Origin of the sequence: Paraburkholderia sp. BL27I4N3 (genome assembly GCF_003386115.1) — a bacterium.
GTDB lineage: Bacteria > Pseudomonadota > Gammaproteobacteria > Burkholderiales > Burkholderiaceae > Paraburkholderia.
In genome coordinates, this window is sequence record NZ_QREJ01000001.1 from 4,182,363 (window position 1) to 4,208,857 (window position 26,495).

The window sequence follows — 26,495 nt, forward strand, 5'->3', positions numbered from 1 at the left end:
GGGCCGACGGGCGGTCTGTGAGCGTGGTGATCGCGGATCTGAGGCGAGCGGGAAGGAGTGGGATTGAAGCGCGGGTTGGATATATCGGCGCGGACGTGGCGTAACGCGGCGCACGAGTCCGCGGGCAGCGTGCAAGCGTAGAGATTGCAAATCCACGGTGGCTGCAAAGGCCGGGGGGCCAAGCGCAGGTTCAACGATGCGGCGCGGTCCCCTAGGCGCCTGGCGAACAGAGTGAATTCTCTCGTGATAACGCAGCGCATCGGCCGCTCACGCCCTTGCGCCGAAATAAAAAGGCGAGCCCGCAGACTCGCCTTTTTCCTCACACCGCGCAAGGAATGCGCAGCGTTATTCGAAGCGCCCCGTGCGCGCCATTTCCATCAAACGCGCGATGCGTTCCTCGGTGGCCGGGTGCGTAGAGAACAGATTCGCGATGCCGCCGCCCGACAGGGGATTCATGATCATCATCTGCGCGGTGGCCGGATGCTGCTCGGCTGTCGGAAACGGAATTCCGCTCGCGTAACGATGGATCTTGTCGAGCGCCGAAGCGAGCGCCTGCGGGTCGCCGGAAATCTGCGCGCCGCCGCGATCGGCTTCGAATTCACGTGCGCGCGAAATCGCCATCTGAATCAGCGCACCCGCGATCGGCGCCAGCAGCGCGACGGCGATGCCCGCGATCGGATTCGTGGAACGGCCGTTTTCGTCGCGGCTGCCGAAGAACATCGCGAAGTTCGCCAGCGCGGAAATCGCGCCGGCCATGGTGGCCGAAACGGTCGAGATCAAAATGTCGCGATGCTTCACGTGCGAGAGTTCGTGCGCCATGACCCCGCGCATTTCGCGCTCGGACAGCACGCGCAGAATGCCGGTGGTGGCGGCGACCGCCGCATGTTCCGGATTGCGGCCGGTGGCGAACGCATTCGGCGCGTCTTCGTTGATCAGGTACACGCGCGGCATGGGCAGGCCGGCGCGTGTGGACAGTTCGCGCACCATGCGGTAAAACTGCGGCGCACTGGTTTCGTCGACTTCCTGCGCGTTGTACATGCGCAGGACCATCTTGTCCGAAAACCAGTACGAAAAGAAATTCATCCCAAGGGCGATCACGAGCGCGATCGTCATGCCGCGCGACCCGCCGATCATCCCGCCGATCACGATGAAAAGGGCCGTGATCGCGGCCATCAACATCGCGGTTTTGACCCAATTGAACATGTCTGCAACTCCTTGCCCTAACGCGGGTTCATATCTGCGCCGCGTGATCGCTGCGCCCGATTGTAAGCTAAATGTTAGATATGGGCGCGTCAGGAAAATTCAATCATCTTGACGCAGTGGCGAGCTTGATACCGAGGCCGACAAAAGCGCTGCCGACTCCGCGATCCAACCACTTCTTCACCGCCGCCCGGCCAGAGAAACGCCGCGTCACACTGCCCGCGATCCACGCGACAAAACTGTTCCAGACCATGCTCATCATGACGAACACCGCACCCAGTGTGAGGAAAGCGAGCGCTTTGTGATCGCTGCCGGTCGTCACGAATTGCGGGAAGAACGACACGAAAAACAGCACGACCTTCGGGTTCAGCACGTTAGTCCAGAAGCCTTGCAGGAAAAGCTGGCGCAGCGACCTGGGCGCGCCGGCTGCGCGCGCTTCGCCCGCGGCATCAACGACAGCGGGCTTGGCAAAGAGCAAACGCACGCCGAGGTACATCAGATAAATAGCGCCGACGAACTTGATGACCGTAAATGCGGTGGCCGATGCAGCCAGCAACGCGGTCAAGCCGAACGCGCAGGCCAGCGAGTGAACGCAGCAGCCGGCGGAAATGCCGAGCGCCGACATGAGACCCGCGCCGCGGCCTTGAGCGACGCTGCGCCCGACGATATAAGCCGTATCGGGACCGGGCGTCACGTTTAGAAGGAAGACCGCGACGACGAAAAACTCGAAATGGGTAATGCCGAACATGTGAATCCTCAAAATCCGGGGCCGTTACATGAAGGATTCTACGCGCGGCAGGCCTGTCCTGCGGGGTCTCGAACATCGGCCGAATGGACGATGTTCAGGACATACGCAGCGGTGTTACTTTGCTTCGGGAAGTTGAAAGCGCTGCCCCGCAGCCAGCGTCGAGCCAGCCAGAAATTCGCGCACCGGCAGGCGTTTGCCACCGGGTTTCTGCAATTGCGTGAGACGCAGCGCGCCTTCGCCACAGGCTACGACTACGCCTTCGGGGGAGACGTCGGTGATCGTGCCGGGCGCGTTGCTGGCGGCTGCGCCGTCGATTGCAACAGCGGCCCAGATTTTGATGGACGAGCCGTCTTCAAGCGTGGCTACACCGCCGGGGAACGGATCGAACGCACGCACCTGGCGCGCGAGCACGTCCGCCGGGCGGCGCCAGTCGAGCGCGGCTTCGTGTTTGCCGATCTTTTCCGCGTAGGTCACGCCTTCCGCGGGTTGCGGCGTTGCCGCCAGTTTGCCGGTGCGCTCGAGTTCGATCAGCGCCTCGACGATCAGCTTCGCGCCGTCCTGCGCGAGACGGTCGTGCAACGTGGCCGTGGTGTCGTCGGCGGAAATCGCGGTGCGTGCTTCGGAGATCATCGCGCCCGTGTCGAGGCCGACATCCATCTGCATCAGCGTGATGCCGGTTTCGGCGTCGCCCGCTTCGATCGCGCGATGAATCGGCGCCGCGCCACGCCAGCGCGGCAACAACGACGCATGAATGTTGATGCAGCCGAGCGGCGGGATATCGAGCACTTCCTGCGGCAGGATCAGGCCGTATGCGGCGACCACCATGACATCGTGCGGCGTAGCGCGTAGTTGGTCGATCGCGGCAGCGGCTTCAGCCGGATATTTGCCGGCGCGACGCAGCGAAGGCGGCTGGGCGACGGCCAGTCCGTGCTCCTGCGCGTAGCGCTTGACCGGACTCGCCTGCAACTTCATGCCGCGCCCGGCGGGCCGGTCCGGCTGGGTCAACACGAGCGGTACATGGAACCCGGCGCGGTGAATCGCGGCCAGCGCGGCCGCGGCGAACTCCGGCGTACCGGCAAAGATGACGCGCAACGAATGACTCATGAACGGGGGCGGTAGGCGAGGTGAACGCGCATTACATCGCGTGGGCGAGCTTCTTCATCTTGCTCTTGATGCGCGTCTGCTTCAGCGACGACAGGTACTCGACGAACACGCGGCCCATCAGGTGATCCATTTCGTGCTGGATGCACACCGCAAGCAGGCCTTCGCAGTCCATCTCGAAGGTTTCGCCCTTCTCGTTGAGCGCCCGCACGCGCACTTTCTCCGCACGCTCGACGTTGTCGTAAATGCCCGGCACCGAGAGGCAGCCCTCTTCGGACAGCTTTCTTTCGTCGCTCGACCAGATGATTTCGGGGTTGATGAAGGCGAGCAGTTCGTTGTGGTCGTCCGACACGTCGATCGTGATCACGCGCTCGTGCACGTCCACCTGGGTCGCGGCAAGGCCGACGCCCGGGGCGGCGTACATGGTTTCGGCCATGTCCTTGACGAGGCGGCGGATGCGGTCGTTGACCACTTCGACCGGCTTGGCGATCTTGTGCAGCCGTTTGTCCGGGTAATTGAGGATGTTGAGTAAAGCCATGATCTCGAGTGTGATTTTCGGGCGCCGCCGACCCGTTGAAGGTTCGTTGGCCTTTCGGCCAGGTTGTGAGCCCGTCGCGTTGCGCAGAGGATAGATGGTGTCGAACCGGTTCGATTCAACGCGCCACGGCGCCAGACGACGAGCCCGCGCGGGTGGGCGCGGCGCTGCGGTTATTTCGGATGATGAAAATTTTAGCATGGCGCCCGCCTGCCCGCTGGCCCTGCAGGAGGATCGACCCGCAATGCACACTTTGCCTGCAACCCATATTGAACTTGCCGCCTGGCTGCGGCTTGCGCTCGCGCCGGGTCTGAAACCCGCAGCGCTGCGCTTATTGCTCGGCGCTTTCGGGTTGCCTGAAGCGATATTCGGGCAAGCACCCGAGGCGCTCGCCGAGATTGCCGGCGAGGCCGCGGCACGCGCAGCGCTGGCGCCGACAGGTCCCGATTTCGACGCCCAGCTGGACGCGGTCATCGCGTGGCGCGAGCAACCCGGCAATCAGGTCGTGACGCTCGACGACCCCGCTTATCCGCCGGCACTGCTGACCATGCCCGATCCGCCGCCCCTGCTATATATAAAGGGCCGGTTGAACCTGCTGCACACGCGGGCGGTCGCCCTTGTCGGGAGTCGCAGCGCGACGCCGCAAGGCGTCGAAGACGCGGAGCGATTCGCGCGCGAGCTGTCGGTGGCCGGTGTGACCGTCGTCTCCGGGCTCGCGCTCGGTATCGACGGCGCCGCGCATCGGGGCGGCCTGGAAGGTATCGGTGGCACGGTGGCCGTAATCGGTACCGGCGCGGACCTCGTGTATCCGGCCGCGCATCACGCGCTCGCGCGGCAGATCGCGGTGCAGGGCGCGATTCTCTCCGAATGGCCGCTCGGCACGCCCGCGCGCGCCGCCAATTTTCCGCAGCGTAACCGTCTGATCGCCGGCCTCGTCAGCGGCGTGGTGATCGTCGAAGCGGCGATGCGATCCGGTTCGCTGATCACGGCGCGGCTCGCCAACGAGATGGGACGCGATATCTTCGCATTGCCCGGTTCGATTCACGCGCCACTGTCGCGCGGGTGTCATCGGATCATCAAGCAAGGCGCGAAGCTGGTGGAAACGCCGGACGAAGTGCTGGAGGAACTGGGTTTCGCGCGGCGGGCGGCTCCGCAAGCGGGTTCGGGTTCAAGTTCGGCGCACGCCACCTTCTGGAGCCGCGCCGACTTGGGAAACAGACCCGCGCGCAGCGCCGCGGACGCGGATCGAGCGGACCCGGCAGCGCCTCAGCCGACAGAAGCGTCTCCGGCTGACTCCGGAGAAGCAGCATTGGCCGCCGCCCCGCCCTGCCCACCGGCCAATCCCGAAGCACAGCGCCTCCTCGCCGCGCTCGGCCATTCGCCCACCACGCTTGAAATTCTCGCTACCCGTACCGAGATGGAGGACGCGGACCTGCAAACTGCCTTGCTGCAACTGGAACTCGCCGGCCAGGTGACCATGCTGCCCGGCGGCCGCTTCATGCGGGCAAGCCACGGCCAACGCGGCATTGATCAGAGTTGACCACCATTCACGATCGGCCATGCTACATTCGCGCCAAAGCACCTGACAAAAGTACGCAAGGAACCCTGATGCCCGCGCTAAACCTCGACACCGACCAAGACCGGATCGCCGAGCGCGTCAACGAACCCGAAACGCTGTTCGTGGCCTGCCTGTGCGCGGAATGGTGCGGGACCTGCCGCGAGTATCAGGACGCTTTTGACAAGCTGGCCGACCGGCACCCGGACATCTGTTTCGCATGGATCGATATAGAGACGCATGCGGACCGGTTCGAGGAGCTGGATGTGGAGAACTTTCCGACCATCCTGATCGAAGATTCGGTTACGACGCGATTCTTCGGCACGGTTTTGCCGCAAGCGGCGATTGTGGAACGGATGTTGTCTGATCTGACGGCCGTGCCCGGCGTGAGCGGTGCGCCGAAACTGCGGCCCGCGCTGGCGGTTGCCTGATTCAGGCTGGCCAGCTTGCAAGCCCGGCGGCCCGGGCGTTGCGTGCGATGTATAAGGCGTTGGCGCCGGCTTGCCCAATGCCTGAGCACGCGATTATGAATTCGCGCTTTTTATGGCACTTGACACGCCGGTCGCGCGCCGTGTGCTATAAAGCGGTCGTTAATGGGTCGCAAAGGTCGCAAACGAGGGTAGCGCTAACAGAAGCGCACTCACGGCCATCAACCCTGATCTACCAACCTCACATCGAGTCATGTCCAAAGCACTGATCATCGCCGAAAAGCCTTCCGTCGCGAACGACATCGCGCGCGCTTTGGGCGGATTTACCAAGCATGACGAATACTACGAGAGCGACGAGTACGTCCTTTCCTCGGCAGTCGGCCATCTGCTGGAAATTGCCGCGCCTGAAGACTACGAAGTCAAACGCGGCAAGTGGAGTTTCGCCAATCTGCCCGTCATTCCGCCGCACTTCGATCTGAACCCGATCGCCAAGAGCGAGTCGCGCCTGAAGGTGCTGACCAAACTGCTCAAGCGCAAAGATGTAGACCGTCTGATCAACGCATGCGACGCGGGGCGCGAGGGCGAGCTGATTTTCCGCCTGATCGCGCAGCACGCGAAAGCCAAGCAGCCGGTGCAGCGCCTGTGGCTGCAATCCATGACGGCGGGCTCGATCCGCGACGGCTTCGCCCGCCTGCGCAGCGACGAAGAGATGCAGCCGCTCGCCGATGCGGCGCGTTGCCGCTCGGAAGCGGACTGGCTGGTCGGCATCAACGGTACGCGGGCCATGACCGCGTTCAACAGCAAAGGCGGCGGCTTCTTCCTGACCACGGTCGGGCGGGTGCAGACGCCCACGCTGTCGATCGTGGTCGAGCGCGAAGAGAAGATTCGCCGCTTCGTGCCGCGCGACTATTGGGAAGTGAAAGCGGAGTTCGTCTGCGCGGCCGGTTTCTACGAAGGCCGCTGGTTCGATCCAAAATTCAAGCGCGACGAGTTCGATCCGGAAAAACGCGATTCGCGTCTGTGGGCGCTGCCCGCGGCCGAAACGATCGTCGCCGCCTGCCGTGGCCAGATCGGCACGGTGACGGAAGAATCGAAGCCGTCCACGCAACTGTCGCCGGCGCTGTTCGATTTGACCAGCTTGCAGCGTGAGGCCAACGGCCGCTTCGGCTTCTCGGCGAAGAACACCTTGGGCCTCGCCCAGGCACTGTACGAAAAGCACAAGGTGCTGACCTATCCCCGTACCGACGCGCGCGCGCTGCCGGAAGACTACCTGGATACGGTCAAAGAGACGCTTGGCATGCTCAAGGAGAGCAACAACTATCTGCCGTATGCCAAGCAGGTGCTCGACAAGGGCTGGGTGAAGCCGAACAAGCGCATCTTCGACAACTCGAAGATCAGCGACCACTTCGCAATCATCCCGACCCTGCAGGCGCCGAAGAATCTGTCGGAACCCGAACAGAAGCTCTACGACCTCGTCGTGAAGCGCTTCCTCGCGGTGTTTTTCCCGGCAGCAGAATACAAGGTGACGACGCGGATCACGGAAGTGGTCGGCCATCACTTCAAGACCGAAGGCAAGGTGCTGGTCGAGCCCGGCTGGCTGCAAGTCTACGGCCGCGAGATCAGCGGCGAAGACGCGAACCTCGTGCCGGTGCAGAAAGACGAAAAGGTCAAGACCGACAAGATCGCCGCCCAGCAGCTGGTGACGAAACCGCCCGCACGCTACAACGAAGCAACCTTGCTGTCGGCCATGGAAGGCGCGGGCAAGCTCGTCGAAGACGACGAACTGCGCGAAGCCATGGCGGCCAAGGGGCTCGGCACGCCGGCCACGCGCGCGGCGATCATCGAAGGTCTGCTGGGTGAAAAGTATCTGATCCGCGAAGGCCGCGATCTGATTCCGACCGCCAAGGCTTTCCAACTTATGACGCTGCTGCGCGGTCTAGGCGTGAAGGAACTGACGGCGCCCGAACTCACCGGCGAGTGGGAGTACAAGCTCTCGCAAATGGAACGCGGCAACCTGCCGCGCGACGCGTTCATGCAGGAAATCGCCCGCATGACGCAGACCATCGTCAAGCGCGCGAAAGAGTACGATTCCGACACGATCCCGGGCGATTACGCGACGTTGCAGACGCCTTGTCCGAATTGCGGCGGTCAGGTGAAGGAAAACTACCGACGCTTTGCCTGCTCGAAATGCGAGTTCTCGATTTCGAAAATTCCGGGCGGACGTCAGTTCGAAATTCCGGAAGTCGAAGAACTGCTGCAGAACAAGACGATCGGTCCGCTTTCGGGTTTCCGCAGCAAGATGGGCCGCCCCTTCTCGGCGATCCTGAAGCTGTCGTTCGATGACGAGATCAAGAACTACAAGCTGGAATTCGACTTCGGCCAGGATGCGGGCGGCGAAGACGGCGAACCGCCTGACTTCTCCGATCAGCAACCGGTGGGCGCGTGCCCGAAATGCAAGGGCCGCGTGTTCGAGCACGGCATGAGCTACGTCTGCGAAAACTCGGTCGCCAATCCGAAGACTTGTGACTTCCGTTCGGGCAAGGTGATCCTGCAGCAAGAAATTGCTCGCGAACAGATGGCCAAGCTGCTCGAAGAAGGCCGCACGGATCTGCTGACGAACTTCAAGTCGTCGCGTACCGGCCGCAACTTCAAGGCGTTCCTCGTCAAGCAGAACGACGGCAAGATCGGTTTCGAGTTCGAGAAGAAGGAGCCGTCGGCGAAGACTGCCGCGAAGACCGCAGCGGCGAAGTCGGCTGCGAAGGCTGCCCCGGAAGCGGAGTCGGAGGACGACGAAGTGTCAGTGGCCGTGAAGGCCGCGCCGGCAGCCAAGAAGACGGCGGCGAAAAAAGCGCCGGCGACCAAGACCGCTGCGGCCAAGAAAGCACCCGCCAAGAAAGCGGTGGCGCGCAAAACCGGCTCGTAAGTCGAACTGGTCGCGGGAAGGCCGGAAGAGGATTCGCTTCCGGCTCGCCTAATTTGAGCTTGCAATGAAAAAAGGCGCGATCACATAACGTGACCGCGCCTTTTTGTTTGTCCGGCGAAAGCGCTTATCAGCGGCTTTGCAGGCTCGCCCGATTCGCGACTTACAGCGGCGACAAAGCCGTGGGCCGTGTGCGAGGTGTCGTCTTGGCCAGCGTCTTGGGCAGCGGCGATAACTCGCTGTCTAGCAGGCGTGAGAGCGGCTCAGCGCCGTCGAACGCTTCCGGCGGCATGGCGTCCGCGGAATCGAGCGCCGTCGTCGTGGCGGCCCGGCCGAGGCCGTCCTCCTTGATCCACTGTTCACCAAGCAAGCTGTTCGGGGTCTGGCTGAAATGCTCAACCAGATGGTCGATAAACGTGCGCACCTTGGCCGGCAAGTGACGGCGGCTCGGATACGCAATGTTGATCTCGACCTGCGGCAACCGGTAATCGCCGAGCAGACGCACGAGGCGACCACGCGTCATGTCGCGGCCGATCAGATAGCTCGGCAGGATCGCGATGCCCATGCCGAGCAACGCAAACTGACGCAGCATTTCCGTATTGTTCGCGACGATCACGTTCGCCGGACGCACGCGCACTTCGCCTTCCGGGCCGGTGAACACGCGCTCGTCGCCCCAATATTCGGACGGCAGGCTCAGGCACGGATGCTCCAGCAGATGCTCCGGACGCGTCGGCATGCCGTGCTTCTCGAGATAAGCCGGCGTGGCGCACACCGTCATGCAACCGGTGGTGAGACGCCGAGTGACAATACTTGCGCTGCGCATTTGCCGCGCGATCACCACGCCCACGTCGAAGCCTTCTTCGACCAGATCCACCTGACGGTCGACCAGCGTGACATCGGGAATGACTTTCGGATAACGCTCCGCGTACGTCTGGAGCACGGGCGCCAGATTGTGCAACCCGAACACGACCGGCGCGACGATTCGCAACGTGCCGACGGGTTCGTGATTGCGCGCCACCACCATCTGCTCGACGTCTTCCAGTTCGTCGAGAATCTGGCGCGCGCGCTCAAGATAAACCTGACCTGATTCGGTCAGAGACAAGCTGCGGGTGGTGCGATTGAGCAGCCGCGTACCTAGACGGCCTTCGAGGTCCGCAACGTGTCGGGTCGCGACTGCGTTGGAAATATCCATCGCGCTCGCAGCGCGGGCAAAACTGCCGAGATCCGCCACTCTGACGAAAACTCGCATCGACTGCAAATGATCCATAGGACAACTCCTGCCGTGTTACAGCTTCCTGACAATCGGGGAAAACCAGCGAAGCGAACTTGGAATTCTCCTACGACTCGCGGAATCGTGCAGAAGTTGCCCGCGAAAGCGGAAATATTGTCAATATTTGTGCGACTGTGCTCCCCAGTGTGGGGCACGATCAGGAATTGTTCCTGAAAAAGAAACAATCTGCTGCAGTGCAGCTTGAACTGCCTTTTTTGTTCGAACAGACGGAATGGTCGCCGGCGTGGCAAAACCAAGAAGCTCCTCATGCGGACGGGCGGCAATAAAAAACCGCCCGAAGGCGGTTCCGTGCGAAGTGAACACTCACCTGATCAGGCTGCGAGCTTCTCTTCGAGCGCGCGTTTGGCCTCCGTCAGCGCAGGCGGCAGACCTTGCTGCAATGTGTCAAACAGCTCGGCGTGCAACGCGAATTCCGCGCGCCAGGCTGCGTCGTCGACGGAAATGACCTGCTCAAACTGCTCGCGGCTAAAATTCAGCCCGCTCCAGTCGAGGTCCTCGTAGTGCGGCGACACGCCGAACGCGTGTTCCTCACCGTGAGCCGAGCCTTCGATCCGGCCGACCATCCAGCTCAGCACCCGCATGTTCTCGCCGAAGCCCGGCCATACAAACTTGCCGTCCGCGCCCTTGCGGAACCAGTTGACACAGAAGATTTTCGGCAGCTTCGCGTTCAGTTGCTCCAGACGCTCGCCGGTTTTCAGCCAGTGACCGAAGTAGTCGCTCATGTTGTAGCCGCAGAACGGCAGCATCGCGAATGGGTCGCGGCGCACCACGCCCTGCTGGCCGGCTGCGGCGGCGGTCGTTTCGGAGCCCATGGTCGCGGCCATGTAGACGCCTTCCACCCAGTTGCGCGCTTCGGTGACGAGCGGCACCGTCGTGGAGCGGCGCCCGCCGAAGATGAACGCGTCGATCGCGACGCCCGCCGGGTTTTCCCAGTCGGGGTCGATGGACGGGCATTGCGAGGCCGGCGCCGTAAAGCGCGCGTTCGGATGCGCCGCCTTGCGGCCGCTTTCCTTTGCACTGGCGGGTGTCCAGTCCTTGCCTTGCCAGTCGATCAGGTGTGCGGGCGCATCGTCTGTCATGCCTTCCCACCAGACGTCACCGTCGTCGGTAAGCGCAACGTTCGTGAAAATCACGTTTTCCTTCAACGTGGCCATGGCGTTGAAGTTGGTCTTCTCGCTCGTGCCCGGCGCCACGCCGAAGTAGCCGGCTTCCGGATTGATCGCGTACAGCCGGCCGTCCTTGCCCGGTTTGATCCAGGCGATATCGTCGCCGATCGTGGAGATTTTCCAGCCGTTCAAGCCTTCCGGCGGAATCAGCATTGCAAAGTTGGTCTTGCCGCACGCCGACGGAAACGCCGCCGCGACATGATGCTTGCGGCCTTCCGGCGAGGTCACGCCGAGAATCAGCATGTGTTCGGCGAGCCAGCCTTCGTCGCGGCCCATGGTCGAGGCGATGCGCAACGCGAAACACTTCTTGCCAAGCAGCGCGTTGCCGCCATAGCCCGAACCGTAGCTCCAGATTTCGCGCGATTCCGGGAAATGGACGATGTATTTGGTTTCGTTGCACGGCCACGGAACGTCTTTCGCGCCGGCCGCTAGCGGCGCGCCGACCGAATGGACGCACGGCACGAACTCGCCGTCGTCGCCCAGCACGTCGTAAACCTTGCGGCCCATGCGCGTCATGATGCGCATGTTGGTGACCACGTACGGGCTGTCGCTCAATTCAACGCCGATGTGCGCGATCGGCGAGCCGAGCGGGCCCATCGAAAACGGCACGACATACATCGTGCGGCCGCGCATGGAACCTTCGAACAGGCCGTCGAGCGTCGAGCGCATTTCGGCCGGTGCGATCCAATTATTGGTGGGGCCCGCGTCTTCGCGACGCTGCGAGCAGATGAAGGTGCGATCTTCGACGCGCGCCACATCGGACGGGTCGGACCATGCCAGATAAGAATTGGGGCGTTTGGCGGGATTGAGCTTCTTGAGTGTGCCTGCTTCGACCATCTGTGCACAAAGCCGGTCGTATTCTTCCTGCGAACCGTCACACCAGACGACCCTGTCCGGCTTGGTCCTGGCGGCAACGCGCTGGACCCAGTCGAGCAGCTTTCGGTGTTTGACCCACGCGGGCGCCTCGATAGTAGGCTGTCCTTCGAATGAGGGGTGGTTCATCGACTTGTCTCCGTTTTGAAAAACAATAGAAAAAACGGTACAAGCCCAGAGACGCTGCATGCGAGAGGCATTCAATTCTTCACGCCGGGTGCCTGCCACCCGACGCGCAATTGTGCAGGTCGTTCCGGGCCACACAGCCTGTGAGCGGAGGCGCCGGCCGACGGGCTTCTGCAACCGTCTGTAAAGCGGCTTGCCTCAACACGCAACAAACTGTTAAAAACGATGTCAATCGGCCTTGCCGTGGCGCTGCCATTCTGTGCGGTAGCTACTACGGTAAGGCATTCAGCCAGACCGGCATGTGACCTAGGTCACATGGTGGGACAGTCAGCATAACACTCCGTTCCGCACCACCAAGGTGCGTCGTAAGACACATACCATGAAGATTGCCATCCTCGACGATTATCAGGACGCCGTGCGCAAGCTCGACTGCTTTCAATTGCTGGCCGACCATGAGGTCAAGGTCTTCAACAACACCGTTCGCGGTCTCGGCCAATTGGCAAGCCGTCTTTCGGAAGTCGACGCCCTCGTCCTGATTCGCGAACGCACCCGCATCAGCTCGCAACTCCTCGATAAATTGCCGCGTTTGCGCATGATCAGTCAGACCGGCAAGGTTTCCAGCCACATCGATCTGAACGCGTGTACCGAGCGCGGCATTGCCGTGCTGGAAGGCACCGGCTCACCGTTCGCGCCTGCTGAGTTGACGTGGGCTCTCATCATGGCCGCCCAAAGGCGGATTCCGCAATACGTAGCAAACCTTAAGCAAGGAGCCTGGCAGCAGTCCGGCCTGAAGACGTCGGCGCTGCCGCCGAACTTCGGTTTGGGCCAGGTATTGCGTGGCCAGACGCTGGGGATCTGGGGTTACGGCAAGATCGGCAGGCTGGTGGCCGGTTATGGCAAGGCATTCGGCATGAACGTGTTGATCTGGGGCCGCGAGCATTCGCGCGAAGCCGCTCGCGCTGACGGGTACAGTGTCGCGGAGAGCCGCGAGGCGCTGTTCGAGCAGAGCGACGTGCTGTCGCTGCATTTGCGCATGCACGACGACACGCGCGGCATCGTCAAACAGGAAGACCTGATGCGGATGAAGCCGACCGCGCTGCTCGTGAACACGAGCCGGGCCGAGTTGCTCGACGACAACGCGCTGGTGAATGCGCTATCGCACAACCGTCCGGGCATGGTCGCGATCGACGTCTACGAAAGCGAGCCGATTCTGCAGGGCTACAGCCTGCTGCGCATGGAAAACGTGATTTGCACGCCGCACATCGGCTATGTGGAGCGCGAAAGCTACGAGCAGTATTTCACCGCCGCATTCAAGAACATTCTGGCTTTCGACGCCGGCGATACGAGCAGCGTGGCGAATCCGGAAGCCTTGCAGGGCGGCCGTCGGCGTTAAAAAACCACTGCGTTTTTTGGGGCGATAAGCGCGCCGTGCGAATTCGTGCGACGCGCTCATCGCCGTTTGGCTTCGCGCCGCCGCTACCGCTCAATTCACCGTACCGCTTCGTGCGCGCCGGCTTCCAATAGATCGGGAACACGTTCGAGGAAGGTCTCGCCGTCGGCACGGCCGAGGTTGTACGCGTGGATCATCTGTGACGGACTCGTGTAATCCCAGCTCGAAATCGGCACCTTGCGCGACGGCTGTACGTAAAGCCGTTGCTGCACGCCGTGCGGCACGACGAACATCTGCGGGCGCGGATAGAGGCGGGTGACCATCACCAGCACGTTGCCCGGCGCCTCGGCGTCGAGCGCGCCGACCGGCACGTTGTCGACCATCCCGCCATCCAGCACCGGCCGGCCGTTGCGTCGCAAAACCGGCGTGAACGGCGGCGTGCTCGATGACTGCAAAATCAGATCCGCCAGATCCTCGACGCTCGCGCAATCCTGTGCACGCACGAATTCCGGATGAAAGCCGAGCGTCTGACCAAGTGTCGGATGCAGCGTCTTGCGCACGTATTTTTCGATGTTGTACGCGATCAGGCCGGCCGCGACCGCGCTGCGCGCGCCAAGCCAGCGCGGCAGATGCGATACGCCGATGCGGATTTCCGGCGCATCGGCGAGTGTCGAAAACTTCTCGCCGTAGATGTCCAGCAGCGCCTGACGGTAGATGCGGTAATGCGGAAACACCGACTCGCCGCGCAGCAGATTGCCCCAGTAGGCGTTGCGGGTGTTGTGGCGCAGCGCCTCTTCGTAATAGCGCATGACCCAGTCGGAATCGCGCGTGTAGAGCATGCACGCAGTCGCGGCGCCGGCCGAAATACCGGTGATGACACGCGGCCGGATCCGCAGCTCCGGCTGGATCACATCCCAGAAACCCGCCTGCCACCAGCAGCGATTGCCGCCGCCGGCGAATACGACCTGATCGAACATCCTGGTTTTTCCTCTAATGCGGCTCTCTGGCCTGTATCAGCCGAGCAGCGCGTAGGTGGTGGTGGCGTGAACGGCCATGTTGCCGGATTCGTCGAATAACTCGACTTCGCCGAATACCAGATTGCGGCCCATGCGCAGCACTCGGGCGGTGATCAGCACGTCGCCCTTGCGCACCGCGCGCATGAAATTGATGTTGAGCGAGACCGTGGTCATAGGCTTGAAACCGCCGAGCGCGGCCGAAATGGCGACGATCATCGCTGTGTCCGCCGCGGCCATGAACACTTGCCCGCAGATCACGCCGCCCGAATGACGCAGCCCGCCGGAAAACGGTAGGCGCAGCGTGGCAGCTTCCTCATCGACCTTGACCGGCGTCAGCGTGAGCGCACGGACCCACGGCGCGAGGATGCGGTCGAGCAATTCGCTAATCTCTTTGTCATCCATGGCAATCCCCGGTCGAAAGCCGCGCGAGGCTTCGTGCGGCAAGGTGTCCGCGACATGATACCGGGACGATGCAGGGCGCGCCTTTTTCGCGACAGTGCGGCCATCGACGAATGCCTCGGGCTCTCGGATGCAATTATTTTTAAGAAATCTGCGAAGGGGACTTGGCAAGCCCGAAAAATTTCTGCATAATTTCGCTTCTGTTGGGGGCGTTAGCTCAGTTGGTAGAGCAGCGGACTCTTAATCCGTAGGTCGAGTGTTCGAGTCACTCACGCCCCACCAAAGAATTCAAGGGCTTAGCTTCGGCTAAGCCCTTTTTCTTTGCTCCGCAAAAACCGCTCTGCTCCGCAAAACATCACGACTAGCCCTCATCGCCGAACCAAGCCGAGCGCGTATAGATGCCTCTGCGACCCTTTTCCCGCAACGTTCGCCTAGCCTATCCGCCGAATCTCCTTGGCACACGGCCCCTTGCCTCCATCGACCAGCAGGAATTGCACCTTCGATCCCTCGAAGATGTCGGACTCTTCCTTCACGTCACGGAAGTAAAAAAATACGTCCTTCCCCTTTTCCCTGGTGATGAACCCGTAACCCTTGAACGCGTAGTACGCCTTCACCGTACCGAAAAAAACTTCGTCAGATTGGCTCGTCATATAACGTCGCGCTTGAGTGTTTGGTTGGTCGGCAACTCGCCAATTTCTTCCTCAATCGAACGGCCAGTTTAGGGTCCGTTCTAGCTACAACATTTAAGCGCTGTAGCGTCTTGAAGAAGCTGACATTGAACGAATATTTTTCCCTATCCTTGGGGGAGGTTCGACTAAGCATTTCAACTATCTTCACTGTCTTCGTCATCTCGGCTTGGTCGTACTCGGGAAGAATAGCCCCTAACGACCGCCTTAGCCTTCCAGCTTCCGAGTGACGCAAATAGTTCAGCATGGCGACCTTGCCGGAAACACTCCCGTGCGCCTTATGGTATGCCAAATCCGTCCGCCTCCCCGCAGCAAGCTGCCGGCAACGATGCACCTCCACTCGAATGGAGCGGCGCTCGGTGGAATTTACGCGTGGCATGCCTCTGTTCACCCACAAACCGGTCACCTCCATCAATTCCTTCGGATTTGACTTCGATGAGATTCGGGTTTTTTGATGCTTTAGTTTCAATCCTTTGTCTCGAAGCATTCTAGAGATCATCTCAATAATTCTAGAAATCTTTTTCTCAGAGAGAGCCGCCTCTGACGAAACACAAATATCATCCAACAGCCGCGTATAGACCAATCCAGCGTTCTTACAATATTGCGCAACATGATATTCAACGTCATGCAAAATCAAATTCGCCAAATGGGAACTTGTACACGCCCCTTGGGGAACCGCGCCCTTATAAGTCGTTAACCGCGCAAGCAATTCGGCGACACCGGGATTAAACTTTAGCAAATACTGATAGATGCCAGTCACACGGTCAGCAGATATTGAAGGATAAAAATCTTTCACATCCAGCGACACAAGAACGTGCGCCTTTGCGTGCATCTCTGCGTTTCTGACATAGTCTTTACCCTCGACTCCGCCATATAAGTAGTCCGGATATTTGACGTGCGAGAATATTTCTCTATTAATCCGCTTTTGCAGAGTCTTAAGATGCAAACTCGGAATCATGATCGTCCGCGGCTTCCCGTTTTTCTTCGGGATCTGGTACGGGGTGTAGTGCTTGTCCAAGTTATCGGCCGTGTGCTTCAGCACGGCGTCGGACACCCGAAGCGATGCCGAAAGTGCCGCAACTGAGCCAACCGGTTTTTTAGTATAGAAAGGTCGCATTGCGGTAAAAAAAGGTAAGCACCTACTCTACCTGATGAGATGATGAACCTTATCCCACGGCAAAGATTCCAGCAGCCCTACAGACCTGATCATCAGGGTAGTGATGCCGAGCCAGCGGTTAGCGCTGTCAATAATATTGGTCTGCTCTCGCTTCGCAACATTTGTCTTCTGGGCAATGCGAACATTGCCGGTCGTTTTGCTTGGTTTACGTTTACACATAAAACTTCCTCCGTTCGGGTTAAGTCGCGACCAATTGGTCACGACAGCTCACCCCCAAACAGAGAAACGGAAAACAAAAACTCGCCGCTAGCTCAGGTGCCTACGCATTTTGCTCATCAACCGTAGCTGGACGCCGCCGCTAATTCCTTGCCGTAGCGCCTTGCGTTACGTGCCCGATCCGCTGGCCGACATCCCGGTCATGTCCTGAATTTATACTGCCAAAACAGAACGTCTCATGCGAGACCCAGATTTTTCCGTTCAAACAACAACGATTTACCAAAAACTGACAGCCTAGACGGTTCGTCTAGTCAGACGAAATCTACACCTTCAACTAGGAAAAAACAACCGCACGCAGACCGGTCGGAAAAAACGACGTCAAACAGCCACATCGCATCTACCTAGTCGGTTCTACTTTGTCACCTTTCCGTTCACGTACGTAATGCTCGGTCATCTGAAGCGAGCGATGTCCCAGCTGTAGCTGCGCCGCACGGATATCGCCCGCTGACTCTGCTTTGTCCGTCCCCGCCTTCGCACGTAGATCGCGAAACTGGAAGAGATCCTTTTCCACTTTGGCGGCAACCCGCGCTCGGTCGAACCGAAACCGCAATGCGTCAGGCAACAACCGTTCGCCAGCTTCGTTCACAATAAGCGCATCGACTTGGCTCGCGTAGGTTGACTTACGTACACGAATGCGGTCGATCACAGCAGCAAGCTCCCCTGAGACCTGAATACGCAGCTTCTTGCCGCGCTTGCCCTGCTCTATCCACAATTCGCCGCGCCGAATATCGCTCTCCGCAAACTTAAGAGTGTCTGCCGGCCGCTGGCCCGTCAGGTACGCAAGATCCATTGCATCTCTAGTCGGCACGTCAGCAGCCTCCCATACCTTGCTGAACAGATCGTCTTCGATATACACCGTCCGTCCAACCTCCTTGTTGCGACGAACTCCGACGCATGGATTTACAGCGTCCGTCAGGCCGTGCTCCCGCGAAAAATTAAAAATGTGGGACAGCAACGCGATCTCACGATTTCCGCGCACATGTCCCGGCCGAGCCGGCACAGGTCGTCCGCGTTCGACATACCATCTCTTCGCAAGATCGCTTCGCCACGCAAGATACTGCGCAACATGTACGGGTCTCATCTCACCAAGCGGAACCGGAGGGTCATCGAAGAATTTGTATAAATTATCTAGCTCCAGCAAGTTATCACGCTGCGTCCGACGCGACTTAGTAGGCAACACTTGGCGTACATACCGCTCGGCTGCGTAGCGAAATGTCACCAACTCCTGATGACGTGTTTGGGCTTGCGCCTCCAGCTCGGACCATTTCCGAACGGCTTCAACGAAATCGGGGCCCAACGGAAGTTCGCGACGAGGGAGGCCACCCAAATCGAAATAGTAGTAAACAGTCCCACTGCGCTGTTTTCGTGCGCGCATGCCTGGTGGCAAATTCAGGTTCTTTGTCGGACGACGCCCCATATCACGTCGCCAACACTCGTGGTTGCCACGCTTGACGAACCGGCACTTGCTTACCGCCCTCAACCACCAATCGCGCGACCACTGGGCGACCAGCCGCATTTACGAAAAAGGCAATTCCCATACGTCTCAACGCTTCAATCTGCTTTGCTTTAATCTTTCTTCCAGTAAGCACTACTAATTCAGAAGAAGATAAGAACATTTCAGTCATGGCTCAAATTTCCCGTGTTGATAACCAGAAGCAGCCTAGATCCTGATTCCAGTACGCTTGACAACGGTCAAGTGACGATCCCGCCTTCAGCGCGGCATCGAATGCCGTTTTGATAGCTTCGGCGGCGCTATCCGAAAGCAGGTGCGCAATGGAGTGGACCTCAGGCACCGCGATACCTCGACTGGTCCAGTAGCGCTTCTCATTGATCGCATGTTCGGCAAAATCCTTCGTTATGTACTTCCCGATGTAGGACGCTAGCTTGTGTCGCAGCCCCTTCTCTTTGAACGGATTCCGCACATCGATATTTCCATTGTCTTGTCCAACGATGCTCCGCCAGATCGAGCGAAGAACGCGGTAGTTCTGGCGTCCTTTAACCGCGATATGCAGGTGCCAAGCACCACGCTTTTGACGCTCCGCGACGGCGACATACTGAAAGTCTTGCAGTTTCCCAAGACGCCGCCTGAGAGCATCAAAATCCTTCTTTAACCTTGCTTTGTCGATCATGTTCTCTCGGTAAGTCAAAGTGATCATTCGATCTGCGGAAATCGCCTTGCAGCGCAGCCGAACCTGTTGCTTAGCTCGCTTCGCGGCATCCATGAGATTTTGCTCAGTGTTCTCAGACTCACCACGCTTCGCACGAGGGAGCAGGCTAAGACCCTGCGCTCCCATGTACCGATCAAAACGTGTAGCTGTCACTTCAACTTGGCCGTCACCGAAGTTCCGGCCACGAACTACCCATTCCCGGCGAAACGCCGAGAAATTGCCTATACTGTCGTCATGCATTGCAACTAGTCCTTGTAATGCTGTTGTACAAGCCTCGAACCGTTGCAGCGGTCGGGGCTTTTTCTTTTTTACGGCCGGCGACGTGTCAATCCACGTCTAGCCAATTTCCAGCCGCGACTGATTTCCTTCGCTGCATTACCGCGCGCAACGAACGTAAGCGTCACCAATCGGCTTGACTGCAAACGCGTCAGCTTGATGACCATGTGTTCCTTGCACTTCCTCATTCCGTACCTCGTACGTTAAGTGTCCCTGATATAAATCTAGCCGCGCTGCGCGCGGCCGGCTGTTCGCGCTACCGTCGCGACCTGCCGGCCGCGTGCCGCGTTCCCCATCAACCGCGCTAGGTTCGTCATGGTTTATGCCGTCCTGCGGCCGACACAACCCACGACGCAAGCGTTTTGCGGTTCAGCTGGCATCAAGGTCAAGCCCTACGGGTCGCTATCGCGAACCTTGACCCCAGCGCGCAGCCCTCTGGCCAAGTCAAAGTTCAGCGGCTTCCACGCGCTGTACCTGCAACACCAGAAGCACGTCGGTACGGCTTTTCGACGATCCATGACCGTCAAGAAACTTCGGCAGCCAGCCTAGGCTGCTGACGGAAGACGAATCGCTGTCCTGTCCTAACCCGCCCAATACGATTACCTCCCCATCCCGCATGCTCACAGTCGTACGCATCTCCCGAGTGTTTTTTGTCGGCGAATTATTAACGCCAGTCGTCGTCGCAACGAAGCTCGATATCTGCTCCTGCAACTGCACCTGAATTGCATCTGCCATCACGGTCGGCTGCACGTCAAAGATCAACCCCGCGTCCTGATATTCGACCGACTGAACCGGCGTCCCACTAGCACCCTGATAGCTGATACTCCCAAGCGTCGGCACCTGCGAGCCGACATTCAGACGCACGCTCGCGCCAGACGTCACCCGCACATGCGGATCGCTCACCTGCCTAAACCGCGTATCGGCGTTCAACGCGGAAATCGCGATGCTCAGGTAATTGCTCGAAAAACGCAGCGCTGTAGCGTCCTGATCAGTCGGCCCGTTCGACATTGACACCTGCCCACCAATCCCATTAAGCACCTTGGCCGCGACCGAAAACGCCGTGTTCTTATCGTTCATGTTCGACACCTCATAGACCCAGCCGCGCACCACCACCTCACCAGCAACCCGGTCCAGCTCGGGCAGCAACCGCGTCACGTCCCGAATCTCGCTCGCCGTACCACTAAACACCAATTCGTCAGCGACCGACACGCCCGACGCCTGAGACCGCACCATCGGCGGAGCGATACCTGACACGCCAGAAGCGCCCATAGCTACCCCAAGAGCCTCCGGAGGGACCGCACTAGCAACCGAGCCTGTGGACGCGTTCATACGCCCCGCAAAAAGCGGCTGTACCACCTTGGCAAGATAATCCGCCGTACGGAAACGCGGGTGATACACATACGTCTCGTGATCCGACTGTTTCTGTTCTTCGGGCGGTTTCTTCGTCACGAAGTCCACGCCTTCCTTCGTCTCAACCCTGAACCCCTGCGAGTCCAAAAAAACCTTCACAAACGAGCGCAGATCGCCCGCCTTGCCGTCGTACTGAAACGACACCAGCCGCGTATCCTGCAACACGTCCGAACTGATCACGTGTGGCACGTGCATAGCATCCCCGTACAGCAGATCAACCAGCTGACCGACATTTACAAACCGCAGGTCGAACGCCCCTCCCTTCACACGCGGCAACAGCGCAAGCGGCACAGCTGGCAACGGCGACGACGCAACAGCCGGCACAATCGACACCGGCAACGTCGGCAGCGGAGGCAACGACTCGCCCGCCAACGCAACGCCCGACAGCAACAGACTCACAGCCGCCCCAATAACGCGTTTCATTTCCGCGCTCCCGCCGAGTTATCGTTATTCCCACTCGCGCCCGACCATACGGCCACGCGTTCGCCATCAACCACACCCGTCACGCCCAACGTCTCGCCGCGAAAATCTTCGCTGCTCTCGCGGCGAAAATGCCCCTGCCGATCCGTCAACAACACATACCCGCGTCCGTCGATCGCGTACTGACCAGCAACACGCCACACGCTCGACACTGCACCCTTAGGATCAGCGAACGAACCGCGCGCAGAACCGTCAACCGAGCCACCAACAACAGCAGCCGAAGCAGCAGCCGGAGCCTTGGCGCCGCTGATCCCGAAGCCCGTATTCACACCATGTAGCCCTCGATACGTGAGCACCACCGCGGCCAACGCCGCGACCGGCAGGATGAACAACGCCTTCGGAATTACCGCCTTCGTCTTCGTGTGCATCTCGGCGCTCGTGTACAGCTTGTAGACGCTCTTCGGATAGGTCCACATAGTCTTGACCGCATCACGAAACCCGCTATTCGGGTTGTGCGCCATGTCCCACTGGTAAAGCATCGCCCTCGACAAGCCGAACAGCTTGCGAACATGAACGTGACGGCCCACCAGATCGCGGACAGTCTTATTCATCCGGTTCGGATGCTGGGTGATCACGACGAAATCGACGCCCTTATGCCGATGCACATGCAGCTGCTCGACGTCAGCACTCGGCTTCGCCCCGGCAGTCACTGGAGGCCAAATGCGCTGCACCTCGTCGACCAAGACGATGTCGTTTTGCTGGCAGCGGTTATGCCAATCACGCACCCAATCGTCGTCAACCAACTCATGGTCTAACAGCAGATCCTTCACGCCGTTGACCACAAGCCGACGACCCGCCGACACTTCCTTCTGAAGCCACCAAATCGTGTACAGCGTCTTTCCGCTGCCCGGAACGCCCGTAATGAGATGGATCATTTGATAAAGAACTTTTTAGCACCAGACACACCGGCCATCGCGACACGCGCCGAGATGCCGCCGCCGATGTAACCCATACCCTGAAAAATCCCACCCATCGCCATCACGTTCGCCATATCGGACGGCAGACCTCCGACCGACGACGTGACCCACCCGAGCGCCGCGTTAATCGCGAGGTCAATACCGCTCACCGTCAGAACGCCGATACCCAACGCCACCAACGCTTGGACGATCAACGGCTGAACCAGCCCAAGCAACCACGTCGCCCACGTCATCGCGTGTACCTCGCAATCATCAAGTCCACAGCATCATTGGCACGTTCGGCCGACTTAACCGCCGACGCAAACATGTAGCCAAAAAACAGCGTGACCACCACAGCAAAGACCACCAGCATCTTCATAGCGACACCCCCGTAGCAACGATCAACGCGGCCGCCAACGCACAAATCGCGAGGATCAACGTCCGCACCTTTTGGACAAAACCGCATATCGGATCCCACGACAACGACAACGGACTGCCCAAAACAGTGACGACCTGCGGCGCTGGACAAACACCATCAGCCGCACCAATGTTCCACGGCGCCATCGAAACACTCGCGGAACTCGTCGGTATCGGCGGAGCAGCAGGAGCCGTCCCAAGCGGCGCACACGCCGACGCATTAGGTTCAAGCTGACAAGGGTCCTGCGTCGGAGTCGTGCCCGTCGTTCCGCTCGCCGGATTCGTCGGCGTCGTCGTCTGACCCGGGTTATACGGAGTGTTGGGAATGGGATTGGTGTCGATCGGCACCGACGTAGAACCCGCTGGACGCGGCAGCGAATCCAGCACATCATTCCACGTAGGCGACACAGGCGAAGTAGCCACGTCAGCCTGAGAAACAGGGTTCGTCGCATCGTACGGATAGCCGTCATACCCCGGCTGAGCAGCAGCATTCTTCCAAAGCTGATCCGCCAGCGACGCCGTCAGCTGCTGCGGAAACGGCTGCTGCATCATCGCGCTAGTCGGCTGCAACTGCGTCAGGTTCCCCGTCTGCCCCGGCGATACATAATTTGGGTTGCTCGACGGATACACCGACACAACCTCACCAGTCACGGTCGGATCGCACCCTTGACACGGCGTCCACGTCAACTGGATGTTGTACGAGCACGCCGAGGAAGAACTGTCGGTACATCCAGTCATCGTCGGAGCGATCGTGTACCGGATGTTCGTCACCGCCGCACCCTGAAAATTGACTTCAGCCGCCGCCCGTTGCGTCGCGCAATCCAGACCCGTAGAGCACCCGATCACCGTTCCCGAGTTTGGATAACCCTGCGTGTAATACGGCGCGTTTGACGGCAACGCGTCGTTCCCGCAAGTCGTCGTGATCGCCGGATTGCACGTTGGACTTGCGTAGCTCGTCCAACCGTTCACAACCGGAGGCGGCGCGGGCTGCGCGGCTGGGTTCTGCAACGACAACTGCGGCGCCGAGCTGGTCCCGGTCTGCGAAAACTTGTAGATGCCCCACGCGACGGCGCCGACCGCCGCCAACGCACCAACACCAACCAACGCCGACAGCCAAACCGGCGCACCGAACACCGACGCCACAAGACTCGCCCCCGTCGCCGCATAGTTCGCGTCGTTCGCAGCCTTGCCAACGAATGCCATCGTGTCAGCAAACACCGCATCGTTAGCCGCGACCGAAATGCCACGACGAGCGAGATTCGCCATGATTCCCGAACCAATCGCCCGATTCACTACCCCGGAAAACACCGGCGACGACCAGAAGAACGGCAGCGCCTGAGCATTCGCATACTGCTGCGAAAGCATCGCGACGAGCGCGAACATCAAAACGATCTTTTTCCACATGGCAATCAAGCGAAGATGATGTAACCAGCCAGCCAACACGTCGCCACCACTATCCCGATGCACTCATAGAACCAAGTCATGCCCCGTCCCCTCCCGAGTTAATCTGATTGCGAATCGCACGTATGCACCACGCAACCGCCAACACACCCAGCACCGCACCACCAATCTGCAACCCAACGATGTCGCCGCCACCAATAGGGTTATCACTCTGCAACGTCGAAATCTGCAACATCAGCGTGTTACCCGTCGAATCGGTCCCGCACGTCGCCGGATGACCAGACACAGCAACGTAAGTCACGCCATCCACCCCACCTGGCCCACACACGACCCCAGACACCGCCATAACGGCCCCCAAATCAAGCCCGCAGGATGCGCAGCATCACGCAGTAGCCAAAGTCAAACGACGGCACCACCACAACCGCCATCGCGATCCAAAGCAAAACCAGCATCGCCCCACCAGAAAAAAAGGCGTCCGGTTTTCCAGACGCCTTTAACGTGCCCGCGCTAGCGGCTTACCGACCGAGGAAGCCGCCGATCTTGCGGAAGCCCCACACCGTAGCCGACACCGCGAGAACCGCACCGCCGACTGCCACGACCGAAGTAGTGACGCTGCTGATCGACGATGTAACCGCTGTCACGTCCACGCCCGACGCCTGTGCGAAAGCGCCAGCCGACACTGCGACACCACCGGCAACAACAGCCAACTTTTTATTCAAATTTTTCATTTGCATACCTTTTAGGTCTATCTCGCGGCCCGTTGATTAAGATTCGTCCAGCTGGGCCACTTTTGGACGAATCGGTTTCTCTGGCGAATCGCGACGAAAAACCATGTTCATCACGAACGCAACTCCCTTGCATGTCATGTAAATCGCGACCATTACATTTAGTAATGCTAATTGCGAGGAAACGGGATCTACAGCATACGAAGACAAATGATCCATGGGGCGCCTCAGCTGTTTGACTGTTATGCAGTCATAGCCCCGGCAGCAGGCTTGGCCTTAGGCTGTCCGAATGGGACTAGTGAGACGATGCGGGGTACCAATTTGCCGGAGTCGTTCCCGTTCCCTTGCGCAAGAGCAAATTCGGCGAGGTATTCGCCCGGCTGCCGTTCTGCCAGCGCCTCTGGGAGGTTGATGACGCCAACCACTATGTTCGTACCGGCATCTGCTGACTGCTGCTCCAAAATGCACTGGGCTTCACGAATGGTGTAGGCCCGACCGGTTTTTTGACTGGTGCCGCTGCGTGTGTTTATCGACAAGATCGTAAGTTTTTGCTTGCTCATCAACGTGCTCCTAGGTTTTGGCCGTAGCGGACTGACTCACTGCTAATCGTTGGCTGTAGAATCAAGGCATCGGAAAATATACGTGGGTGGAATACACCCAGGTGAAATATACCAACCTCGCGGTCGATGCACAAGGGGGCAACGCATGCGTCATGACATTTTCGAACGGGCAATTGTGGTCATGAAGGCAGTGACCACGGAAAGACGTCGCTATAAGGAACTTGAGGAAGAGACGGGCATACCAGCTACGAATTGGCAGAGCGCAGCAAAGCGGAAACAGAGGCCAACGGCCCACATGATTGAAGCGCTTAGCCGTCGTTGGCCAAAGTACGCTTTTTGGCTAGCCACCGGTCTAACGGATCCTGCTGCTGGGCATACTGCTCCCGGGATATGGGCATCGGGGGAGCGAACGTCGGGGGAGGAATCGGAGTTAGCCGCTAGCAGATACTTCGACGCGAAGTTGCTGCTACAAGATCTGACATACGGCCCTTCAGATGCAACCGAGCGCTATTACGCAACTCGAGGAGGAAAGGTTCGGAGCGCCAACCATGAAGAAGGTGACACTGCTGCATCCACGGCGCCGGCTGAACCGGCGAACGCCGCCCAAGCGCCGAAGTACAAAGATCTAGACGCGGCGATCGCAGAGCTAGCGTTTGAGCGTCGCTTGCAACATCTCAAAGAACAATTCAGCGACGCACTCGACCAGTCGGGCAATATGCAGGAGCTGAAACGCCTTATCGCCGAGTTCGAGTTTGCCAAAGCAACGTCCGCTCTCGAAGAAAGTCGACAAATTCTGTCGATCTATCAAAAGTAACGCAGATTAACGGGACCGCGACGCCTTCAGCTTGTCCATCCACGCCAGCCAGCCCTTACGATAGGCCCGCGCATCAACCAAAGCGTGATGCTCGCGCCTGTCATCCTCGTAATACCTCATCACGGCTTGGTGATATACATTGCTGTCGATCAAGGGCCGAAGATCGTAATAGCTTAGGCGCAGATTACGGGGACGCGCATCCCCCAGCATCTCTAATAAAAAGCCAAAGTCCCGCGCAGAATCGCACGCCACCTGGACTTCGCGAGGAGCATCCGCAAGCCACCTAATCAGTTTGGCTCGCGCCTCGGATGAACCAAGCGCCTCTCCCTGAAGCAGCGGCACAACCTCGCGCCTAACGAACTCAGAGCAGTCGTCCATTTGCCAAGTATCTGACAGTTCGACATAGAACTCCCGCTGTCCATCCTCGCTGACAAGCGCCAAACTGATTAGCTTCGGTGGAAGCTGCTTTAAGCCCGTGTACTCGGTATCGAGAAATAGCAGCATTACGGGTCCCGATCTTG

Annotated in this window: 28 protein-coding genes and 1 tRNA gene; 7 read left to right on the forward strand and 22 right to left on the reverse strand. The window is 59.6% G+C overall.

Annotation, left to right across the window (positions count from 1 at the left end):
- Positions 1 to 345: 345 nt before the first annotated feature.
- From htpX to def, 4 genes are all read right to left on the reverse strand, one after another.
- Positions 346 to 1,203 (reverse strand): zinc metalloprotease HtpX, encoded by an 858-nt coding sequence (htpX, locus tag B0G71_RS18925; protein WP_116143378.1) that lies wholly within the window; start codon positions 1,201 to 1,203, stop codon positions 346 to 348.
- Positions 1,204 to 1,306: 103 nt separating this feature from the next.
- Positions 1,307 to 1,948, reverse strand: a complete 642-nt coding sequence (locus B0G71_RS18930; RefSeq protein WP_116143380.1) for a LysE family translocator — start codon at positions 1,946 to 1,948, stop codon at positions 1,307 to 1,309.
- Between the two features lie 114 nt (positions 1,949 to 2,062).
- On the reverse strand, positions 2,063 to 3,052 hold the full coding sequence (fmt, locus tag B0G71_RS18935) for a methionyl-tRNA formyltransferase (protein WP_116143382.1): 990 nt from the start codon (positions 3,050 to 3,052) through the stop codon (positions 2,063 to 2,065).
- Positions 3,053 to 3,083: 31 nt separating this feature from the next.
- Positions 3,084 to 3,587 carry a peptide deformylase gene (def, locus tag B0G71_RS18940; protein WP_106283999.1) on the reverse strand — a complete coding sequence of 168 codons (504 nt, stop codon included), beginning with the start codon at positions 3,585 to 3,587 and terminating at the stop codon, positions 3,084 to 3,086.
- Between the two features lie 241 nt (positions 3,588 to 3,828).
- Between def and dprA the strand changes: the two genes are divergently transcribed.
- The 3 genes from dprA (at position 3,829) to B0G71_RS18955 (ending at position 8,490) form a co-directional block, all read left to right on the forward strand.
- Positions 3,829 to 5,124, forward strand: coding sequence for a DNA-processing protein DprA (gene dprA / locus B0G71_RS18945; RefSeq protein WP_116143384.1), 1,296 nt, complete (start codon positions 3,829 to 3,831; stop codon positions 5,122 to 5,124).
- A gap of 68 nt (positions 5,125 to 5,192) precedes the next feature.
- Positions 5,193 to 5,570: a thioredoxin family protein gene (locus tag B0G71_RS18950; RefSeq protein ID WP_116143386.1), complete on the forward strand. Its 378-nt coding sequence runs from the start codon at positions 5,193 to 5,195 to the stop codon at positions 5,568 to 5,570.
- Between the two features lie 250 nt (positions 5,571 to 5,820).
- Positions 5,821 to 8,490, forward strand: a complete 2,670-nt coding sequence (locus tag B0G71_RS18955) for a DNA topoisomerase III (RefSeq protein WP_116143388.1) — start codon at positions 5,821 to 5,823, stop codon at positions 8,488 to 8,490.
- Positions 8,491 to 8,650: 160 nt separating this feature from the next.
- Here B0G71_RS18955 and B0G71_RS18960 read toward each other — a convergent pair whose 3' ends face one another.
- The gene (locus tag B0G71_RS18960; protein ID WP_106283963.1) at positions 8,651 to 9,754 is read right to left on the reverse strand and encodes a LysR family transcriptional regulator; all 1,104 of its coding nucleotides are present in this window, start codon (positions 9,752 to 9,754) and stop codon (positions 8,651 to 8,653) included.
- 59 nt (positions 9,755 to 9,813) lie between these two features.
- Here B0G71_RS18960 and B0G71_RS40975 point away from each other — a divergent pair, with 59 nt between their 5' ends.
- Positions 9,814 to 10,044 carry a hypothetical protein gene (locus B0G71_RS40975; protein WP_147308689.1) on the forward strand — a complete coding sequence of 77 codons (231 nt, stop codon included), beginning with the start codon at positions 9,814 to 9,816 and terminating at the stop codon, positions 10,042 to 10,044.
- 45 nt (positions 10,045 to 10,089) lie between these two features.
- On the opposite strand, the gene B0G71_RS18965 is transcribed toward B0G71_RS40975, so the two are convergent.
- Positions 10,090 to 11,946, reverse strand: a complete 1,857-nt coding sequence (locus B0G71_RS18965) for a phosphoenolpyruvate carboxykinase (GTP) (protein ID WP_116143390.1) — start codon at positions 11,944 to 11,946, stop codon at positions 10,090 to 10,092.
- A 376-nt stretch (positions 11,947 to 12,322) separates the two neighbouring features.
- On the opposite strand from B0G71_RS18965, the gene B0G71_RS18970 reads away from it, so the two are divergent.
- Positions 12,323 to 13,336: a D-2-hydroxyacid dehydrogenase family protein gene (locus B0G71_RS18970; protein ID WP_106283965.1), complete on the forward strand. Its 1,014-nt coding sequence runs from the start codon at positions 12,323 to 12,325 to the stop codon at positions 13,334 to 13,336.
- Positions 13,337 to 13,431: 95 nt separating this feature from the next.
- Here B0G71_RS18970 and B0G71_RS18975 read toward each other — a convergent pair whose 3' ends face one another.
- On the reverse strand, positions 13,432 to 14,310 hold the full coding sequence (locus B0G71_RS18975) for a patatin-like phospholipase family protein (RefSeq protein ID WP_116118652.1): 879 nt from the start codon (positions 14,308 to 14,310) through the stop codon (positions 13,432 to 13,434).
- A 36-nt stretch (positions 14,311 to 14,346) separates the two neighbouring features.
- Positions 14,347 to 14,751: a PaaI family thioesterase gene (locus B0G71_RS18980; protein ID WP_116143392.1), complete on the reverse strand. Its 405-nt coding sequence runs from the start codon at positions 14,749 to 14,751 to the stop codon at positions 14,347 to 14,349.
- A 203-nt stretch (positions 14,752 to 14,954) separates the two neighbouring features.
- Here B0G71_RS18980 and B0G71_RS18985 point away from each other — a divergent pair.
- Positions 14,955 to 15,030 (forward strand) — tRNA-Lys (locus B0G71_RS18985).
- 149 nt (positions 15,031 to 15,179) lie between these two features.
- On the opposite strand, the gene B0G71_RS18990 is transcribed toward B0G71_RS18985, so the two are convergent.
- The 13 genes from B0G71_RS18990 to B0G71_RS19050 form a co-directional block, all read right to left on the reverse strand.
- Positions 15,180 to 15,398, reverse strand: a complete 219-nt coding sequence (locus tag B0G71_RS18990) for a retron Se72 family effector protein (protein ID WP_116143394.1) — start codon at positions 15,396 to 15,398, stop codon at positions 15,180 to 15,182.
- On the reverse strand, positions 15,382 to 16,452 hold the full coding sequence (locus tag B0G71_RS18995; protein ID WP_181916791.1) for a reverse transcriptase family protein: 1,071 nt from the start codon (positions 16,450 to 16,452) through the stop codon (positions 15,382 to 15,384). Before B0G71_RS18995 ends, B0G71_RS18990 begins: the two co-directional genes overlap by 17 nt.
- A 126-nt stretch (positions 16,453 to 16,578) precedes the next feature.
- Positions 16,579 to 16,770, reverse strand: a complete 192-nt coding sequence (locus tag B0G71_RS41415; RefSeq protein WP_116143398.1) for a hypothetical protein — start codon at positions 16,768 to 16,770, stop codon at positions 16,579 to 16,581.
- A gap of 394 nt (positions 16,771 to 17,164) precedes the next feature.
- Complete coding sequence (locus tag B0G71_RS19005; protein ID WP_116143400.1) at positions 17,165 to 18,244, reverse strand: tyrosine-type recombinase/integrase; 1,080 nt, start codon at positions 18,242 to 18,244, stop codon at positions 17,165 to 17,167.
- Between the two features lies 1 nt (position 18,245).
- On the reverse strand, positions 18,246 to 18,452 hold the full coding sequence (locus B0G71_RS19010; RefSeq protein ID WP_116143402.1) for a DUF4224 domain-containing protein: 207 nt from the start codon (positions 18,450 to 18,452) through the stop codon (positions 18,246 to 18,248).
- Between the two features lie 3 nt (positions 18,453 to 18,455).
- Complete coding sequence (locus B0G71_RS19015) at positions 18,456 to 19,235, reverse strand: hypothetical protein (protein ID WP_116143404.1); 780 nt, start codon at positions 19,233 to 19,235, stop codon at positions 18,456 to 18,458.
- 480 nt (positions 19,236 to 19,715) lie between these two features.
- The gene (locus tag B0G71_RS19020; protein ID WP_116143406.1) at positions 19,716 to 21,104 is read right to left on the reverse strand and encodes a type II secretion system protein GspD; all 1,389 of its coding nucleotides are present in this window, start codon (positions 21,102 to 21,104) and stop codon (positions 19,716 to 19,718) included.
- Entirely contained in the window at positions 21,101 to 22,036 is a 936-nt protein-coding gene (locus B0G71_RS19025; RefSeq protein WP_116143408.1) for a zonular occludens toxin domain-containing protein, read from the reverse strand. Before B0G71_RS19025 ends, B0G71_RS19020 begins: the two co-directional genes overlap by 4 nt.
- Positions 22,033 to 22,311 carry a DUF2523 family protein gene (locus B0G71_RS19030; RefSeq protein ID WP_116143410.1) on the reverse strand — a complete coding sequence of 93 codons (279 nt, stop codon included), beginning with the start codon at positions 22,309 to 22,311 and terminating at the stop codon, positions 22,033 to 22,035. Before B0G71_RS19030 ends, B0G71_RS19025 begins: the two co-directional genes overlap by 4 nt.
- Complete coding sequence (locus tag B0G71_RS42015; protein WP_258875624.1) at positions 22,308 to 22,436, reverse strand: hypothetical protein; 129 nt, start codon at positions 22,434 to 22,436, stop codon at positions 22,308 to 22,310. Before B0G71_RS42015 ends, B0G71_RS19030 begins: the two co-directional genes overlap by 4 nt.
- Positions 22,433 to 23,878 carry a virulence factor TspB C-terminal domain-related protein gene (locus tag B0G71_RS19035; RefSeq protein WP_147308690.1) on the reverse strand — a complete coding sequence of 482 codons (1,446 nt, stop codon included), beginning with the start codon at positions 23,876 to 23,878 and terminating at the stop codon, positions 22,433 to 22,435. The genes B0G71_RS42015 and B0G71_RS19035 overlap by 4 nt, the downstream gene beginning before the upstream one ends.
- A gap of 512 nt (positions 23,879 to 24,390) precedes the next feature.
- Positions 24,391 to 24,603: a major capsid protein gene (locus B0G71_RS19040; protein WP_116148705.1), complete on the reverse strand. Its 213-nt coding sequence runs from the start codon at positions 24,601 to 24,603 to the stop codon at positions 24,391 to 24,393.
- Positions 24,604 to 24,842: 239 nt separating this feature from the next.
- A complete protein-coding gene (locus B0G71_RS19050; RefSeq protein ID WP_181916792.1) occupies positions 24,843 to 25,160 on the reverse strand; it encodes a cellulose synthase in 318 nt (105 codons plus the stop codon).
- A 145-nt stretch (positions 25,161 to 25,305) separates the two neighbouring features.
- Between B0G71_RS19050 and B0G71_RS19055 the strand changes: the two genes are divergently transcribed.
- The gene (locus B0G71_RS19055; protein WP_116143418.1) at positions 25,306 to 25,974 is read left to right on the forward strand and encodes a hypothetical protein; all 669 of its coding nucleotides are present in this window, start codon (positions 25,306 to 25,308) and stop codon (positions 25,972 to 25,974) included.
- A gap of 6 nt (positions 25,975 to 25,980) precedes the next feature.
- Here B0G71_RS19055 and B0G71_RS19060 read toward each other — a convergent pair whose 3' ends face one another.
- The gene (locus B0G71_RS19060) at positions 25,981 to 26,478 is read right to left on the reverse strand and encodes a 3'-5' exoribonuclease (RefSeq protein WP_116143420.1); all 498 of its coding nucleotides are present in this window, start codon (positions 26,476 to 26,478) and stop codon (positions 25,981 to 25,983) included.
- Positions 26,479 to 26,495 lie beyond the last annotated feature (17 nt).

Coding starts and splice junctions, on each gene's coding strand:
- htpX (WP_116143378.1), bottom strand. CDS start 1,203: ATGTTCAATTGGGTCAAAACCGCGATGTTGATGGCCGCGATCACGGCC.
- B0G71_RS18930 (WP_116143380.1), bottom strand. CDS start 1,948: ATGTTCGGCATTACCCATTTCGAGTTTTTCGTCGTCGCGGTCTTCCTT.
- fmt (WP_116143382.1), bottom strand. CDS start 3,052: ATGAGTCATTCGTTGCGCGTCATCTTTGCCGGTACGCCGGAGTTCGCC.
- def (WP_106283999.1), bottom strand. CDS start 3,587: ATGGCTTTACTCAACATCCTCAATTACCCGGACAAACGGCTGCACAAG.
- dprA (WP_116143384.1), top strand. CDS start 3,829: ATGCACACTTTGCCTGCAACCCATATTGAACTTGCCGCCTGGCTGCGG.
- B0G71_RS18950 (WP_116143386.1), top strand. CDS start 5,193: ATGCCCGCGCTAAACCTCGACACCGACCAAGACCGGATCGCCGAGCGC.
- B0G71_RS18955 (WP_116143388.1), top strand. CDS start 5,821: ATGTCCAAAGCACTGATCATCGCCGAAAAGCCTTCCGTCGCGAACGAC.
- B0G71_RS18960 (WP_106283963.1), bottom strand. CDS start 9,754: ATGGATCATTTGCAGTCGATGCGAGTTTTCGTCAGAGTGGCGGATCTC.
- B0G71_RS18965 (WP_116143390.1), bottom strand. CDS start 11,946: ATGAACCACCCCTCATTCGAAGGACAGCCTACTATCGAGGCGCCCGCG.
- B0G71_RS18970 (WP_106283965.1), top strand. CDS start 12,323: ATGAAGATTGCCATCCTCGACGATTATCAGGACGCCGTGCGCAAGCTC.
- B0G71_RS18975 (WP_116118652.1), bottom strand. CDS start 14,310: ATGTTCGATCAGGTCGTATTCGCCGGCGGCGGCAATCGCTGCTGGTGG.
- B0G71_RS18980 (WP_116143392.1), bottom strand. CDS start 14,751: ATGGATGACAAAGAGATTAGCGAATTGCTCGACCGCATCCTCGCGCCG.
- B0G71_RS18990 (WP_116143394.1), bottom strand. CDS start 15,398: ATGACGAGCCAATCTGACGAAGTTTTTTTCGGTACGGTGAAGGCGTAC.
- B0G71_RS41415 (WP_116143398.1), bottom strand. CDS start 16,770: ATGTGTAAACGTAAACCAAGCAAAACGACCGGCAATGTTCGCATTGCC.
- B0G71_RS19005 (WP_116143400.1), bottom strand. CDS start 18,244: ATGGGGCGTCGTCCGACAAAGAACCTGAATTTGCCACCAGGCATGCGC.
- B0G71_RS19010 (WP_116143402.1), bottom strand. CDS start 18,452: ATGACTGAAATGTTCTTATCTTCTTCTGAATTAGTAGTGCTTACTGGA.
- B0G71_RS19015 (WP_116143404.1), bottom strand. CDS start 19,235: ATGCATGACGACAGTATAGGCAATTTCTCGGCGTTTCGCCGGGAATGG.
- B0G71_RS19020 (WP_116143406.1), bottom strand. CDS start 21,104: ATGAAACGCGTTATTGGGGCGGCTGTGAGTCTGTTGCTGTCGGGCGTT.
- B0G71_RS19025 (WP_116143408.1), bottom strand. CDS start 22,036: ATGATCCATCTCATTACGGGCGTTCCGGGCAGCGGAAAGACGCTGTAC.
- B0G71_RS19030 (WP_116143410.1), bottom strand. CDS start 22,311: ATGACGTGGGCGACGTGGTTGCTTGGGCTGGTTCAGCCGTTGATCGTC.
- B0G71_RS42015 (WP_258875624.1), bottom strand. CDS start 22,436: ATGAAGATGCTGGTGGTCTTTGCTGTGGTGGTCACGCTGTTTTTTGGC.
- B0G71_RS19035 (WP_147308690.1), bottom strand. CDS start 23,878: ATGTGGAAAAAGATCGTTTTGATGTTCGCGCTCGTCGCGATGCTTTCG.
- B0G71_RS19040 (WP_116148705.1), bottom strand. CDS start 24,603: ATGAAAAATTTGAATAAAAAGTTGGCTGTTGTTGCCGGTGGTGTCGCA.
- B0G71_RS19050 (WP_181916792.1), bottom strand. CDS start 25,160: ATGAGCAAGCAAAAACTTACGATCTTGTCGATAAACACACGCAGCGGC.
- B0G71_RS19055 (WP_116143418.1), top strand. CDS start 25,306: ATGCGTCATGACATTTTCGAACGGGCAATTGTGGTCATGAAGGCAGTG.
- B0G71_RS19060 (WP_116143420.1), bottom strand. CDS start 26,478: ATGCTGCTATTTCTCGATACCGAGTACACGGGCTTAAAGCAGCTTCCA.